General features: G+C 55.4%; 11 protein-coding genes. 4 read left to right on the top strand and 7 right to left on the bottom strand.

The features are described from left to right. Positions 1-127: 127 nt before the first annotated feature. Positions 128-664, bottom strand: a complete 537-nt coding sequence (locus RSSM_RS30345; RefSeq protein ID WP_008688974.1) for a GNAT family N-acetyltransferase — start codon at positions 662-664, stop codon at positions 128-130. Between the two features lie 133 nt (positions 665-797). After that, positions 798-1,838 carry a linear amide C-N hydrolase gene (locus RSSM_RS30340; protein ID WP_236621497.1) on the bottom strand — a complete coding sequence of 347 codons (1,041 nt, stop codon included), beginning with the start codon at positions 1,836-1,838 and terminating at the stop codon, positions 798-800. A 205-nt stretch (positions 1,839-2,043) separates the two neighbouring features. Here RSSM_RS30340 and RSSM_RS30335 point away from each other — a divergent pair, with 205 nt between their 5' ends. Continuing rightward, positions 2,044-3,333 (top strand): Ca2+-dependent phosphoinositide-specific phospholipase C, encoded by a 1,290-nt coding sequence (locus RSSM_RS30335; protein ID WP_008688971.1) that lies wholly within the window; start codon positions 2,044-2,046, stop codon positions 3,331-3,333. Between the two features lie 53 nt (positions 3,334-3,386). On the opposite strand, the gene RSSM_RS30330 is transcribed toward RSSM_RS30335, so the two are convergent. Next, positions 3,387-3,869, bottom strand: a complete 483-nt coding sequence (locus tag RSSM_RS30330; RefSeq protein ID WP_160168191.1) for a DUF2314 domain-containing protein — start codon at positions 3,867-3,869, stop codon at positions 3,387-3,389. A 627-nt stretch (positions 3,870-4,496) separates the two neighbouring features. On the opposite strand from RSSM_RS30330, the gene nhaA reads away from it, so the two are divergent. Both nhaA and RSSM_RS30310 read left to right on the top strand, forming a co-directional pair. Further along, complete coding sequence (gene nhaA, locus RSSM_RS30320; RefSeq protein WP_044304062.1) at positions 4,497-5,825, top strand: Na+/H+ antiporter NhaA; 1,329 nt, start codon at positions 4,497-4,499, stop codon at positions 5,823-5,825. Positions 5,826-6,256: 431 nt separating this feature from the next. Continuing rightward, entirely contained in the window at positions 6,257-8,110 is a 1,854-nt protein-coding gene (locus RSSM_RS30310) for a sulfatase (RefSeq protein ID WP_081613936.1), read from the top strand. Positions 8,111-8,159: 49 nt separating this feature from the next. On the opposite strand, the gene RSSM_RS30305 is transcribed toward RSSM_RS30310, so the two are convergent. From RSSM_RS30305 to RSSM_RS30290, 3 genes are all read right to left on the bottom strand, one after another. After that, positions 8,160-9,524, bottom strand: coding sequence for an outer membrane protein assembly factor BamB family protein (locus RSSM_RS30305; protein ID WP_236621496.1), 1,365 nt, complete (start codon positions 9,522-9,524; stop codon positions 8,160-8,162). Positions 9,525-9,532: 8 nt separating this feature from the next. Beyond that, positions 9,533-10,666 (bottom strand): FG-GAP repeat domain-containing protein, encoded by a 1,134-nt coding sequence (locus RSSM_RS30300; protein WP_008688951.1) that lies wholly within the window; start codon positions 10,664-10,666, stop codon positions 9,533-9,535. 212 nt (positions 10,667-10,878) lie between these two features. Next, positions 10,879-11,466: a peroxiredoxin-like family protein gene (locus RSSM_RS30290; RefSeq protein WP_008688949.1), complete on the bottom strand. Its 588-nt coding sequence runs from the start codon at positions 11,464-11,466 to the stop codon at positions 10,879-10,881. Positions 11,467-12,168: 702 nt separating this feature from the next. Here RSSM_RS30290 and RSSM_RS30285 point away from each other — a divergent pair. Beyond that, positions 12,169-15,321, top strand: a complete 3,153-nt coding sequence (locus RSSM_RS30285; protein WP_044304067.1) for a S9 family peptidase — start codon at positions 12,169-12,171, stop codon at positions 15,319-15,321. A 149-nt stretch (positions 15,322-15,470) separates the two neighbouring features. On the opposite strand, the gene RSSM_RS33445 is transcribed toward RSSM_RS30285, so the two are convergent. After that, entirely contained in the window at positions 15,471-15,920 is a 450-nt protein-coding gene (locus RSSM_RS33445) for a hypothetical protein (protein WP_144060241.1), read from the bottom strand. Between the last annotated feature and the right edge of the window lie 361 nt (positions 15,921-16,281).

Here is a 16,281-nt window from a genome sequence, read left to right as displayed (position 1 = left end):
AGTGTTTCGGTACTCGAAGGCTCGTCCGTGACACACTGGAGAGTATGGGTGTCCCCGTTGTGAGGCGTGGTGCTCAGCGGTGGTCAGATTACGGGCTAATCAACGCGTGTCCGCTCGCGAATCAGAATCAAGCAGTGGGTTCTGCACTGCCCTGACTCGGCAGAGTCAATTGATAGATAGACATCGAACAATACTCACCGACTTTGCGGCCGCAATTCTCGAGTTGTCCCACTCGCCGGAAACCGAATTTTTCGTGCAAACGGGTTGAGCCGTTGTTCGCATCTCCGCCACCTATCAACGCGATGATGTTCATCAGATTGCGTTGTTCGCACTGTTTGATCAGTTCACGCATCAACAGGCTGCCGACTCCCCGGCCCGCAAAATCCGGAGAGATGAAGATGCTGTTTTCAACAGACGGAAAGAACCCACTCCGGCCGTAGAATGGTTTCGCGCTGCTGTATCCCACGACTTTTCCGTCGAACTCGGCCACGATGAACGGTAACTGACGGTCCTGCACATACTCGATCGACTGTTGCATCGCGGAAACGGTTGGCGGGACTTCCTCGAACGTCGCCGAACTATGAAGCACGTAGTGAGCGTAGATTCGCCGGATCGGGCCAGCGTCCAGCGATGCGATAGCGTCACGGAGGGTCGGAACGGTCATGGTGCGAGACGAGAGCTCGAGGAAGTGGATCAAAATAGTCAAACAGGTAACGGCTCCGAGGAGCCGCGTTCCAGATTAATAGATCGCTCAATAGCTGACTATCGCCCAAGTGTCTCGCGTCGAAGCCTCGCACTCAGAATGGCGGCGGGGTGACTTTTTCAAACTTCGCAGATACGTCCCCCGCTAACCCAATGTCGTTCGGATCCAACACCATGACGGGAGCCCCTTCGTTGAGATCAAACTTCTCGATTTCCACCCAGATCACACTGGGGTTGGTTGTCAGTTCGAAGAAGTAGCGGAGGTCCTTCAGGTTCGCAGCCGTACGGTATTCCGTGTTGTAGATTCCAAACTCGCCGTACGGTGCTCCAAAAGGGACAGAAACGTTTCGAGCGATGGCCAGGACGCTCGCGATCGCCTCGCGTTCGCTTTTGGGTTCAGGCAATAGCTCACCGTAGTAGGCGGCACGCTGGAAACGGTCTCGAGGGTTAACGTTTCCAGGCAGAGGCGTGTCGCGGCTGGGGCGGGAGAAGTCGAGTTTGCTAAGCAATTCGAGTTGTTCATTGTACGGAGGGTCGTTCGTCATGATCCGATATTGCTCGCCGTGGTAGACGACCTTTTCGCCATTCACGTACTCGATCACGGCTGAGTCACCTGTCACGTCTTCGATCGCGAGGTGGATCGTTGCGGCTCGTCCGCGTGCTTCGACCATGACGACTTGGATGTCATCGAGAATCGCGACCGCTTCGTTGACTGTGGCGGCATTGTCGAGCAGGTATTGCAGCCACAAACCTGCCTGCACGCCCGGTTTGCTCGGGTCTCGCTCACCAAAGTTCGTCGCTTTCAGGTAGAGTGCATGCCCGCACAGCCCTTTTTCGTTCAGCCCATCGACGGTTCCGATGCTGTAAACCGTCGTGACTAAGCTAGCATGCTGGGATGTCCACTTCGCAGGATTGTCTTTCACGACCAGGTGCCCACCGACCTCTCCGCCATGTCTGGTCATTCCTCGAGGGAATAGCGTCAACTTGGGCTCCGTCGACTCCGGCCAATCCATCGTTCGCGATACGTAAACGCCGCGACTATTGGTGTTCCAAAGATAGCGGGTGCAACTATGGGCCGGTCCCGCCGTCAACGCAACGGTAACCATAACAACCATCAAAAACGAGTACTCGGACACAGCTAAACTAATCCTCCGTTGTGGGGTAAGGCGTTCATTCGAGCAACAGTTTGATGCCGATCGAACGCACCGTCGACTGCTTAAGCGTTCAGTACCGTTCTTTCCATTCACACACGCGGCGGCAAAGGTCAAATCAACAAGGATGCCATTGGGTTGCTACCATGTTGCGACCACACTCTCTTCCCCAAGAAACATTTCCTCTCGCATGTTCACCGACGCAGTACACCGGTTCGACGAATTGATAGACGGGCTCGCCCGGTTTGCGGCGATGTTTGGGATAGTATGCATCGGGTTCGGAGTTCTCGTCACGATCGCGATTGCGGATGACGAACGATCGAGAACGAAGGTTCGCAATCACAGCACCGTTGCCGAGAACGCGTCGATGCACACAAGCGAACGAATCGCGAACAAGCGGAACGCAACAGAACTGAACGGAATGTCCTCGGAGAAGTCGTCTCGCCATAGCATCAAAGAGCACGACCACCTGCCACTAAGCAAATTTCAGGCAATCGGAACACACAATTCATATCACGTGGCGCCGGACGCATTAGTGAATTCGGTGGTGTCGACCGTGAAACCCTCCGAATCCGGGGCGTGGGAGTACACTCATCCGCCGTTGCCACAGCAATTGCAGTCCGGTATTCGGCAGTTTGAGCTGGACCTCTACCGAGACCCCAAGGGTGGCAAGTTCGCACACCCCACGCTACTGTCCCTGACGAAATGGATTCCGGAGGCTGAGGGTGGTGGTGCGAAACAGAAGTTTGATCCTGACGGGAGACTGAACCATCCGGGGACGAAGGTTTTGCATGTGCCCGGTGTTGATTTTCACTCCAACGTCTACACCCTCACGCAGGCATTGGAACAGATCCTTGATTGGTCGCGGAAGCATCCCGATCACTTTCCGATCTTTGTCCTGCTAGAACTAAAAGGGGACAACAACGAATGGACAGACGCCCATCTGCGTGAACTCGAAGATGAGATCCTTCGAACGATTCCACGCAAGCGGTTGTTAACACCGGACGATGTGAGAGGAACGCATGAAAATTTACGAACGGCCGTGACAACTGATGGATGGCCGTCGCTACGAAAGACTCGAGGTCGCCTAATCTTGGGGCTCGACAACACGGATCACGTGCGAGCCAATTACCTCGGCGCTCACAAAACAATTGTCGGGCGATTGCTCTTTCCTTCCTGCCCGACTTCGCGCCATCCGTCCGCGGCATGGTTCAAGATCAACGATCCCGTCTCGCGTTCTGATTTGATTCAGCGTCTGACGAAAGCTGGTTTTATGGTACGAACACGGGCCGACGCCGGCGGTCGCGAGGCACGCGTGAACTCAACCGTTCGGCGAGACAAAGCCTTCGCATCGGGGGCTCAATGGATATCGACAGACTTCCCGGTCGCCAACAAACAACTCTCGGACTACGCGGTGCGTTTTGATGAAACCGAAAACCCGTACTTGCGAGTCCTCAGGGACGCGGCAAATCCGAGGTAAGCCCCGAAGGTACTGCGGCCCCGATTCGTGATCTCGCAGGTATGGATCCGTCCTCAGTAGTCAGCGAACTCGAGGCTAGGTGCCGCCCCTGGATCCCGCTTGGAAAGAACGCGGATTGTGTACCCTCCATAACACTTGCCGTTCTCGAGAATCATCCAATCGGTTAGCGACGACTGATCAACCGTGCGGACGTCGCCGAACGCAAGTCCATCAACGGACTGTGGTTCATTTGCACAGCGAGCCGTGATTTCGTCTTCTCGCATTTCGATCGGCGTGAACCAGATATGCTCGTGCTCGCCATCAACCGTATCGAACGCAAGCTTAACGCTGACGCCCTCGACGTTCGGTCGTTTCCAGTTCGCTTCGAACTGCGGAAGCGTCCTCCTGGCTTCCGCGATTGCCGCGTTCATTTCTTCGTCCTCATCATCAATCGGAACGACCTGTTGAGAAACGTTCGATTGGGAATTCGTTGAATCGCACCCCATGAATGGGAACGCAAATGCGATGAGGACAACAAACGGAATGCGAAAGTTCAACGCGATACTCCTAAAAAACGATCGTGGATTTGCGACGAAATCCGTCAAACGCACCACGTCCATCGTTCCGTTGGAATGGCGACGTTCGACGAGCTCCAGGAGTCATTGATGCCAACCGCCCCCAGTGACATACAGGATAGCGAGTCCCAACACCTCCTTCACCCTCCTGACAGGATGGTCGAGCGAATTGAGGGGAGTCCGAACGACGACAAACCACCAGCCTCCATCACAACGCACCCAATCGCCACCCGTGAACTTTCGTTGACACATCGGAAACTCGTGTTGACGCACAGGCAAATCCCTGGTCATCGAACATTCGGATTTCTGAGCAAGTATTGAAATAGTCGACGGATCGTTTGACAACGAAGCGAATCGACACGGGAACGCGGGGCCACGTTGGGAACCTTTTGGACGCCCCGAATAACGGAACGGTCTGACACACAGAGATTTCATTTTCAAGACGGCACCACAACTGCAGGATGTGGCAAACGCCGGCCCCCGCGTTGCTTCGATGGCCTAACTGGTCATTTCGGCGGCTGCATCCAGACGAGCGTCGATCACCCGGTCGACCACTTTGCAGATCTTTCTCAATTGAATTCGAACACGAGACATCGCACACCAACCTCTATGAATCGTATTGACACTCGACTACCCCTGCCTGTTCAACCCATCGACCGATGGCTTCGTCCCTTTGCTCGGTTTCTCCACATTGAAGCGACCAGCGGTGTGGTATTGGTCCTTTGCACCGCGATTGCTCTGGTCGCCGCGAATTCACCTTGGGCGGACCAGTACTTGGCCTTTTGGCAAACCAATCTGACGCTCGCCATAGGGGACGTGGTGTTCCATCACTCGCTTCATCACGTGATCAATGATGGGTTGATGGCGATCTTCTTCTTCGTCATTGGATTGGAAGTGAAACGCGAGCTCGCTCACGGATCGCTTTCCGACGTCCGGCAAGGCACCTTGCCGATCGCGGCCGCCATCGGCGGGATGATCGTCCCAGCCGGGTTGTACCTTTCGATGCAGTACGGGCAACCGGGAATGCAGGGCTGGGGAATCCCGATGGCGACCGACATCGCGTTCGTCGTTGGCTGTCTGGCTATACTCGGTTCGAGGGTTCCTCACAGCCTTCGCATTCTGTTGCTTTCGCTGGCCATTGTCGACGACATCGGCGCCATTTTGGTGATTGCGATCGGATACACCGAATCACTCGACGGGCGGTACTTGTTGTTGGCCGCTTGCGCGATCGGATTGGTGCATGTTCTCGCGCGAGTCGGCGTGAGGCGTTTTCCGCCGTATGTTGTCGTGGGCATACTGGCGTGGATAGCGCTGCATGAATCAGGCGTCCATGCGACGTTGATCGGTGTGATCTTGGGGTTGATGACACCGGCCACTCCGACACTCGTCCCAGAACGGTTTCGCGAATACTTGCATGAAAAGGAGAACGAGTTCGAGCAACAACGTTGGAACCAACGCAGTCATCGTGTGGAAGTGGTCCGGGAGGTTCAGCAGTTGACCCGAGAAACGGTATCACCGCTCGAGTACTTGGAAATGACACTGCACCCGTGGACAGCCTACGTCATCATGCCCGTGTTCGCGCTCGCCAATGCGGGCGTGCTGATTGAGCCAACCAACATCACTGATTCCGTTGCCCTCGCCGTGGTGCTCGGATTGGTTGTCGGCAAACCGCTTGGGATTGTGTTGTTTAGTTGGATGGTGATCCGCGTTGGAATGGCAAAGTTACCTGGTGGCTTGAGTTGGCCCGTGTTCATCTCCGGCAGTTTTCTGGCGGGGATCGGCTTCACCATGGCGCTCTTTATCGACGGATTGGCATTCGGTGCCGACGGGCTCGACACCGCGAAAACGGGAGTCCTGCTCGGTTCCGCAGCCAGCGCGATAGTAGGCATCGCTTTGCTACTTTGGACACTCCCCAAACGAAAGCCTACCACGCGATAGCCACGTGATTTCGTCAGGTTGGGCCGGTTTCCACCTGACGCAATCATCCCGAGAAATTCGACGTCTACCTCATAGCAATCGTTTGCCACCAACTGTGTCTACCGAGAGCAAAATCCCTCCGGTGGAAACACGGAACCGGCCCAACGTGACCAACGATGGGTATGCAGGTTGTCATTGCAATCAAAATCCCCCGGAATCCTATCCCGCATTCTATGCTGGCATTGCTCGCCACCATCCGTTAGCTCGAGATGAAGGCAATCCTGCGTCCACTGGTAGAACGAACCGTCGATCGGCGGGCCGAAGCTGGTATCGTGTGACTCGTCGAGTGCTGTTGCCAGACGTTGGAAGGTGGCCTGAAACAAATGTGGTGATTGGCAGCAGCGACGGAACTGCAGCAATCTCTCTTTCATCCACGTTTTGCACGCTCGGTTATGCAACGTCATTTGATTTCGATGATCTTCGCGATCGTCACGCCAGCGTTCTTTTCTGTCCAGACTTTCGCCGACCAGCGGCCGAACATCTTGTTCATCGCCGTCGATGACTTGCGACCTTCAATGGGATGCTTTGGCGATCCCCACGCGATCACTCCACACATGGATCGTTTGGCAGCGCAGGGAGTGCAGTTCAACCGAGCGTACTGTCAAGTCGCGGTCTGCAATCCTTCGCGAGCCAGTTTGATGACGGGTTTGCGGCCAGACAACTTGGGCGTGTGGACACTGCCAATTCACTTTCGAGAAGCCATGCCCGATGCGGTGACGCTGCCTCAGTGGTTTCGAAAGTTTGGTTACACCGCGGTGAGTCACGGAAAGATCTACCACAACCCGACGCCGGATCCGCAATCGTGGAGCGAACCGATTCGCGAACTTCCTCGGTTGCCGGCGTTCTACCCCGACGGCACTCGGTCTCGCGTTCAAACGGCTCAAGAAGCATTGCCGCAGCGAGATTGGAGAAAGAACAATCTTCGCGGCCCCAGCACGGCGGCGCCGGATCTTCCAGATGATCAGGTGCTTGACGGAGCACGCACGAAAATGGCGATCGAAGACCTGCGTCGACTCGGAAAAGCCGATGAGCCGTTCTTTTTGGCGATGGGCTACATCCGTCCGCACCTCGCTTGGATCGCACCCAAAAAGTACTGGGACATGCACGACCCGGCGAAATTGCCGGTGCTCACCGACCAAGAAATGCCGAAGAACGCGCCCCCTTACGCGATGCACAACAACAGCGAACTGACGCACTATGTCGATTTGATCGATCTGCCGCGACCATGGGATGATCGTGTCGTTGAGCCGGAAGACGCCCGCCGCCTGATGCACGCCTACTACGCGTGTGTCAGCTACGTCGATGCACAAATCGGGCGATTGCTAACGGCACTGGAAGAAGAAGGTTTGGCCGACAACACGATCGTGATTCTATGGAGCGACCATGGTTGGAAACTCGGCGAACACCGAGGTTGGGGCAAAATGACCAACTATGAAATCGACGCTCGCGTGCCCCTGTTGATCGCTGGTCCCGGCGTCGAATGTGCTGGTCAGCAAACCGACCAGTTGGCTGAGTTGCTCGACGTGTTTCCGACGCTGTGCGAGATGGCAGGGATTGAGGTGCCTGAGTTCGTGGACGGCTCGAGTTTGGTTCCGATCCTGAAAGATGTCGATGCAACGGTTCACCAAGGTGCCGTGAACCAATACTACCGCCGACATGAAGGAAAGCAGTACATGGGGTATTCGGTTCGGACGCCTGATTATCGGTTGGTCGAATGGCGAGATTTCCGCACGGGAGAAGTCACCGCTCAAGAACTCTACGATCACCGCACGGATGATTCTGAAACGCAAAGCATCATCGATTCCGCGGAACCAGGAGTCGTCGACGAACTGACGGCGTTGTTGCTGGCGACTCACCCTCGCAAAGGATTGGTGATGACACCAGCAATTCATGCTCAGTGGTCGCCAGACGGTTCGAAAGGCAAGCTCACTTTTGAGAACGCAACCGACACGCTGGTCCGGGTGCATCCCATCCTGCCCGCCGGCCGACGTGGCAAAGCCAAACGCATTCAACCCGGTGGGAAGATCACGCTCAACGCAAGAACCGGTTCGGTCTATGTCTTGGAAAGCCACGACGGAACGATCCAACAGATTCAATCGCTGTCCAAACCGAACGAAACGGTCGTCATCCAACGAGACGCTAGTGATCTGTCACAGCTAAAAGTTCGGGTTGATCATAGTGGACGAGGCGACGGATCCTTGGTTTTGCCGCCAGTTCAGGACTCGTCGCCTCCTCCACTACCCTGAGAATACGTCGTGACAGACCACTCGCCAGTGAATGCGGCTCGGATGCTGATCATTCAGGTTTGCTGATCGCGACCAATCGTTTCGTGGTGCGAATGAACAACACTCCATCCGCGACGGCCGGTGTTGCGAAGCACGGTTCGCCCATTGGGTTTTCTGCCAACACTTCGAACTCCGGTCCTGTCTTCAACACGTAGACCGTGCCATTTTCCGATGCGCAAACCACGTTGCCATTCACGGCCAACAAGGAAGCGATCACACCGGCGTCCTTCCCCAATCGCTTTTGAAAGGCTCGTTCGCCCGTTTTCGCGTGGAAACAACGGACCACACCGTTGGAATTGCCCAGGTACAAGTAGTCGCCCGAAACGACTGGCGTCGACATGTACGAACCACCGCGTTCAACGCTCCATACCAGCGAATCGGAATCCTCTTCCGCATCGAGCTTGATCGTTCCGCGAGCGTCGGGACGCACCACATAGATCGGTGCCTTCCCACCGTGTGCGTTCGTGATGTAAATCCAACCATTGGAAACAAACGGAGTCGGAATCGGGTTGTCCCCTCCGCCTTCGAGTCGCCACATTTCTTCTCCGGTTGCGAAGTCGTAAGACACGATCCAAGGAAAACCGTTCACAATCATTTGGGCGACGCCGTCCACTTCGTGAATCAACGGGGATCCCCAACTGCGTTCGCAAACCTCCGACCGATCCGACCTCCACACTTCTTCGCCATCGGACAGTTGCAAAACGGTCACAAAAGGATGGTCCGGATCGTCACCGATCACAGCGACGCGACCATCGTGAATCGCGGGCGAACTCGCGTATCCCCAACCAATCCCGTACTTGCTGACATCGATCACGCCGAGGTCACGCTCCCAGATCAGTTTTCCGTCCAGGTCGTAGCAATACAGACCTTCCGAACCGAAGCAGGCCACCATTCGATCGCCATCGACACAAACGCTGGTATTGGCATGAGTCGCCTTGCTGTGCCGAGTCGCTTTGGGCTCTCCGTGATGTGCAGTTTGTCGCCAAAGTTCCTTTCCCGTTTCAGCGTCGTAGCACAGCACGATCCAACTGTACGCGCCGCTGTCCTCTGCCGCATCAATGTTTCCCCCCGCGGCGATGTTCAATTCCGTTTCCCCTTCATCGGGAACCGCCGTGAGCAAGAACACTCGATCACCGGCAACCACGGGGCTGGAATGTCCCAACCCAGGAACGTCCGCCTCCCAGAGCATGCCGTCGTTGGTTTCGCTTTCTGGATCCGCGTTCCAGGTCGTTGGGATCGTCGCCCCCTCGGCAACGCCGCGAGCCCCGGGGCCCCGAAAAGACGGCCAATCGGTGGTCGTTTCGGATTGCGATTTCGCTGCAGGAGCCATCACGAAGAGCAGCAACACCAACAGACTGTTTTGTGGTTTCGGCATGGTTGGAATCATTGTCTGTTCACACGGTTGAGAAAGATGCGGTTCAGGTCATCGGAGTTGGCAACGACAATGTCAGCGTCGCCGTCGCCATCCAGATCCCCAACATCAAGGCCATAGGTTGCGGAGGCTTTTCCAAACGAAACTTCTTGGAAGTTCAAACCATTGTCGGTGCGAAGGAACACTGCGTTGGGTTGGTTCAAATTGCCGACGACCAGATCCGCCATGTCATCTTGGTTCATGTCGGCAATTGCCAACGTGTAAGATTGGCTGTCGCTCGATCCAAACTCCACGACTCTCATGACGCCACCGGAACCGTCCCCCAAGAAAATTTGGTTCTTGCTTCCGATGTTGGCGATCCCCCAGTCCAAATTACCATCCGCGTTCAGGTCCGCGATGGCAACAGAACGTGAATGATCTTCACCGGAACCAAACGGCATGCTCCGAGTGAATCGCAACTCACCGTCGCCTAGCAGCACTTCGTTGGGTTGGCGGTCACGGTTGGCGAGGACAAGATCGAGATGCCCATCCCCATTGATGTCGCCTGCAGCAACGTCAATCGTCGAGTCGGTGTTCTTTCCAAACGTGGAACCGGACTCAAAGTTGGCTTGACCGTCATTGAGGTAAATGTGATTGGGGCGACCGCGACAGGTTGCGATCAGATCCACGTCTCCATCGACATCCAGGTCAATCGCGAGAAGGCTGCGGAGGCTGGTGACGTCGCCATACTCGCCATGAAGTGTGAAGTGACCTCCACCGTCATTCAGAAAGATTTCGCCTGGGGCCATGTCATTGCCGGTTGCAATGTCCAAGTCACCGTCGCCGTCGAAGTCAGCGAATTCGCACGCGTAAGAGGTGCGTTGGTCCGTGCCGAGCGGACGGAGGATCGAAAACTTGGCTCGCCCTTGATTGACGAACAACTGGTTTTGCTGAGGCCAATGGCGGCCGCTGGCGGAGACAATGTCCAGGTCACCATCGCCATCAATGTCACCGACGCGAACGGAAGCGGACCGAAGACGCTCGGTCCCCAACGTCAGCCGTTCGCTGGTCACGAATTCGCGTTGCTGGGCGACTGCGATGTGAACGGGGAGCAACAACCATGCAAATCCCAACACCCATCGTGCACGTCGTCCGGCGTCATTCATGTGGTCAATTCCGTTCCATCATCGCGCAAATGCTTTGAAGTTTGCACGGGATTTCGAATTCTATACGGACCACTCTGATCGATCCCGCACCGCGAAACAACTGTTCGTACAGAAATTGATGGAGCGAAACGAGCGGAGCCTTTCGGTGGGTCACCGGAAGGCTCCTTCGGCTTCGCTAGCGTTGGATTGACCAACGTTGTCTGATACCTGACTCAGGGAAGTTTTGCGACAACCGTGGCGACATCCGCCCGGTCACCGTGAGAGACAACCGTTTTGCCGAAGACAATCTTTTGATCTTGGCCAACCACGAAAGTCGACGGGTAAGCGGTTTCGCGAGGAGCTTCCCAGCGAAGTCCCCAAGCGTTGGTGAACTTGTAGTCGGGGTCCAGTACAAAGTGATAGTTCGCTGGGAACGACTTGTTGCCTTGGAATTCTTTCGCGTGCTCACCGAGCATCTCGGCGGGACCAGGGTAGATCAGCACCACTTGAACACCCGACAAAGCGGACTGTTTGCTCAAGAATTCACCAACCTGACGATTGCACAACGGGCATTGTTTGCCGGTCCATCCACGCAGAACAAGCATCACAACGGGCGACTTCGCCGTCAGTGACTTCAGCGACACAACTTCGCTATCTTGATTCATCAGTTCAAAATCAGGGGCGACTTCACCAACCTTGGGTGGATGTGGTGGCTCTTTCCCAGGCTGAGCTTTCCGGCGACCTTGTGCTTGAGCGGTCGTCGACAATGCAACGAACGAAAGAGTGAGTAACAGACAGATGGTCGAACGACGATTTTGCATGGGGTGTCCTTGGGGCGACGAGGCGAATGAGATCCAGACAGGGGATGACCGTCGCTCGACTCAGCCCGCCAAAGACGTTTCCTGTGAAGCATCGCGACAGAAACATGTAGCGAGTATGGTAGTGGACGACTCGAGGAGTCCCGATCTTCGGGACAGCCCCTCTCGTCATATTGCCTCGCAGGTTTTGGTGTTGAAGGTGAGGCTCGTCGCCTCCTGTCTGTTACCCACAAGTCTGTTTTATCCCGGAGGGATTTCACGCAATTAGCCCCAGGTGGCGTTAGCGCACCTGGGGAGATCGATCCGACAAAGTTCTGCCCGACCCCGAAGGTGGTCGCAGCACAACCGCCTGGACGAGTCTGCGACCACCTTCGGGGTCGAAACCAAGCGTTGCTATCAATTCCGGCGGTAGTCACTGCGCTCTACCGCCGGCGAATTGCTAAAACGCCTTCAGCGTGAAGACACTTGCGGGTAACAGACAGCCCGTTGCCTCTTCCACTACCTCAGTTTTGGTACCACACGATCGCAAGCAAACGATCGGACTCGAGGAGGATGGTCGCGTCGCATTGCATTGTATGCGCAATCGAGATGACGATTGCGAAGTTATGCCGAAGTCTCCATGCGGACAAGCAAAACGTTTCCTTCTTTTTGAAACGTGACTATCCTTGGACGCTCGGTTCGACTTGCTTCCTGGGATTCCTTTCCATGATTTCTGCTTTTGATCTTGGTCGCCGTGCTGGCATCCAAGCATTGTTTTTCACTGTCGCTGTCTTCGTTGCTTGCAGCAGCCTGCATTCGCAAGACATCACTCGTCGGATGCTGGATCACAGTGACTACGACCGTTGGAAAACGCTTTCTGGGTCCGGCCTTTCCAACGATGGCAGTTGGATCCTGTACACCATCCGAACGGGCGAGATCGATGGGGAAGGCACGTTGCACATCCATCACGCCAAGACCGGCCAAGAATATGTCATCGAGCGAGGCACCGGAGCACGCTTCACTCGAGACGACCGGTTTGTAATCTACCGTATCACGCCACCAAAGAAGAAACTGAAGGAACTGCGGAAGCAAAAGAAGCCACCCGAAGAGATGCCGCAGCCGGTCCTACAGATCCTGGAACTGGATTCAGGTGAATTGCGAACACTCACAGGAGTCCGCTCGTTTGGATTGCCGGAAGAGAACAGCGACTGGCTGGCTTGCTTGATGGAAAAAGCATCCACCCCCGATGAGCTCAAGAAGAAAAGTGGCGATCGCGAAGTTTACGATGTCACACCGGAAGGACTGCAGCGCCCGGCAAAGAAATTGAAACTGAAAAGCCGCGAAGAGGTGGCTCGCCAACGAGGACGCATTGAGTCCGTGATCAAAGCGAGTGAATCGAAACCGGAAGAAAAGAGCTCCCAATCCAAAGAAGAACCGGACGAGGAAAAAGACACCAACGACAAAAAGAACAAACCGGTTGGGACGGATTTGAAGTTGATCCACCTCGACTCAGAAGTCTTGCGGACGTTTCCGTTGGTGCGTTCGTTTCGGTTCTCGAAGGACGGCAAGCGTCTGGCATTCGTGACATCGGTCGAGATGCCAGAGCCAAAAAAGGAAGAACCTAAGGAAGGGAAAGAAGACAAGGCCAAGGCCAGTAAGAACGAAGGCGGCCCCAGCGATGGTGTGCACGTGATCGAACTCGATTCGTTGAAGCAGCGAACAATCGCCAGCGGGATAGGTGAATACAAGAACCTGGCCTTCAACGAGCAAGGTTCGCGACTCGCCTTCCTTAGCAACCAAGAAGATTATGACGCCAAGTCGCCGTCGTGGGCTGTTTACCAATGGACGGCGGATTCCAAGAAGGCCAAGCGTTTGGTTGCCGAAGGCGACGCGGGTCTGCCTGTTGGATGGTGGATCGCGCCGCAATCGAGTTTGAGTTTTTCAGAGGACGAGCGACGGTTGTACTTCTCGACCACTCCTGTTCCTGAAGCGGTCGAAAAGCAACGCATCGCGGAAGCAGAGGGGCGAGAAGTCGAGGAAGACTCCGACGAGAGAACCAAATTGGATGTCTGGCACTGGCAGGATCCAAAATTGCAACCGCAGCAACTGCTTGAGGCAGAGCGGGAACGCAATCGTCGCTACCGCGCGGCGTACGTGCTGAAGACAGAACGCGTCGTTCAACTGGAGGACAGTGTACTCCCGTCCGTTCGTGTTGACCTGCGATCGCCATCCAACATCGCGGTGGCAAACACCAACGTTCGCTACCAGAAGACTCTCTCGTGGGAGGTTCCTGGATTCCAAGACGTTTACCTCGTTCACCTGAACTCGGGACGCCGTGATCGCATCTTGGAAAAGGTCCGTTGGGACGCGTCGATCTCACCACAAGGAAAATTCATCGTTTGGTTCGATGCCGAAAATGGCAAGTGGTTCGCGAAAGCGACCAAGGGCAAAGACGCCAAACCGATCGAGATCAGCAAGGGAATCAAACACCCGCTGTACGATGAACTGGACGATCGCCCCACGTTGCCGTCGTCGTATGGAACGGCAGGATGGTTGGACAATGATCGAGCGTTCCTGATCTATGACGCGCACGACATTTGGCAACTGGATCCCACCGGCAAATCCAAACCGATCTGCATCACGTTGGGCGAAGGACGCAAAAACGATCTTCGGCTGCGTTATCTCCGACTCGATCCCAAGCAACGTTCGATCGATCCTTCCCAAACCATGTTTCTCAGTGCGTTTCGGCTCGATACCAAAGCAAGCGGTTTCTACCGGTTGGATTTGCCTGGCAAGAATCAAAACGCAAAGGAAGACGCCCTGCGTCCGCTGATCATGCTGGATGAAAATCTGGCGGGGTTGAAGAAGGCCAAGGACAGTGACCAAGTCTTGTTCACCCGCAGCACGTTTCGGCGATTCCCCGATCTTTGGACCAGCACGCTTGAATTTGAAAAGATTCAACGCGTCAGCGACGCCAACCCACAGCAAGACGAATACTCGTGGGGCACCGCTGAACTGACGCACTGGAAAGCTCAAGACGGTCAACAACTCGACGGGATTCTGATGAAGCCCGACGATTTCGATCCGTCGAAGAAGTACCCGATGCTGGTCTACTTCTACGAACGCAAATCGGACAGTCTGCACAGCTACTACCAACCGGCACCGAGTCGCTCGATCATCTGCTTCAGCTTCTATGTCAGTCGCGGTTACCTCGTGTTCATTCCGGACATCCCTTACAAAACCGGCGAGCCCGGCCAGAGTGCCGCCAACTCGATCCTGCCGGGTGTCGATCACGTGGTCGCGAAAGCCTTCGTGGACGAGGATCGGATCGGGATGCAGGGGCACAGTTGGGGCGGTTATCAAACCGCATACCTGGTCACGCAAACCGATCGCTTTGCCTGTGCCGAGTCAGGGGCTCCGGTCAGCAACATGACCAGTGCCTACGGCGGGATTCGCTGGAGCAGCGGCATGAGCCGGATGTTCCAGTACGAGCGGACTCAAAGCCGGATCGGCGAAGACTTGTGGTCCGCCCGTGAGAAGTACATCGCGAACTCACCGATCTTCTTTGCCGACAAAATCAACACCCCGTTGTTGATCCTTCACAACGACGAAGACGGTGCAGTGCCGTGGTACCAAGGTATTGAATTGTTTGTCGCACTACGACGTCTGGAGAAGCCAGCCTGGATGTTGAATTACAACGGCGACCCACACTGGGTCATGGGCGAATACAACCGTCGCGACTTCGCCATCCGCATGCAACAATTCTTTGACCACTACCTTAAAGACGCCCCCGAACCCGAATGGATGGCCGTCGGCGTCCCAGCCGTGGACAAAGGCAAACAATTCGGCCTGGATATGCTGGAACCGGTCGAGGACTGAGATCAACGTCGGTAGCTCCGTCTCGAATTGATCGAAGAGAACGAATCGATCTCAACGTGTGAGAGGCACGTTTCCTGGCCGAGGAACCCACGCACGTTGATATGGATTCGATTGACAGCGACAGCAAAACGCGTATCGATCGACAGTCGTTATCGCATCATGCCTTCGAGCAGCTTGCGAACTTTCGCTCGCACTTCGACAGGCACGCGTGCATCGTAAGTCGCTTGGTAGGACTTCAATACAGAGTTTCGTACGTTCGCGAACAACATCACGTGTTGTTCAGGCAGCCCACGTTTGGCCGGCAACAGCATAAGCTGTCCCGCAGTTGCTCCTCCCACGTACTGCGGTGCAGGGTACTCTTCGACGAGAGTAGCTCCGTCAACTGCAGAAAGGCCACCCGCCAACGCTCCTCTCACTCGATCTTCATCCGATGCACCTGTGCGTTCTCCGCCGCGTGCCTTTTTGTAGTCGATCACCATCACAATAAACTCCACGCCAGGAGCACGATTGAAAAGGACATCGGCTATCACGGTCCCCTCATCGGTCTCAATGCTAATCGATTCGACAGTGGGATCTGCATCCCCTGGAACGTTGATCATGAGCTTCGTTCGTGGAATAGCAAGACGCTGCCCTCCCGAAAGATTCCACGTCGATGTGTCCGGCTCGCTTGTGACGGCTTCCAACAGTTCTAGACGCGCTAGTTTGTCGGAAATCACCCATCCACGCTTCGATCGAATTCCATCATCCATAGTCAGCATCGCAAGACGATCATTTGGTTGTTTGAACGTGACCTCCATTCTTTGGAATGTTTCGATGCCCTTGCGTGTCTGAGGCGTGGCCTGCACGTCAACGACACTATCCGCTTACAAAAACGACTCCCCGTTTCGACAGCTGCCTTGCGAAGCATTGCGTGAAGTTTGGGAACTTCGACGGCGTAGTTCAGCGAAATGTGCCGGCGCG

Origin of the sequence: Aporhodopirellula sallentina SM41 (assembly GCF_000346505.1) — a bacterium.
GTDB lineage: Bacteria > Planctomycetota > Planctomycetia > Pirellulales > Pirellulaceae > Rhodopirellula > Rhodopirellula sallentina.
The sequence above is the reverse complement of the archived record's forward strand: the minus strand, read 5'-3'. Positions and strand labels throughout refer to the sequence as shown.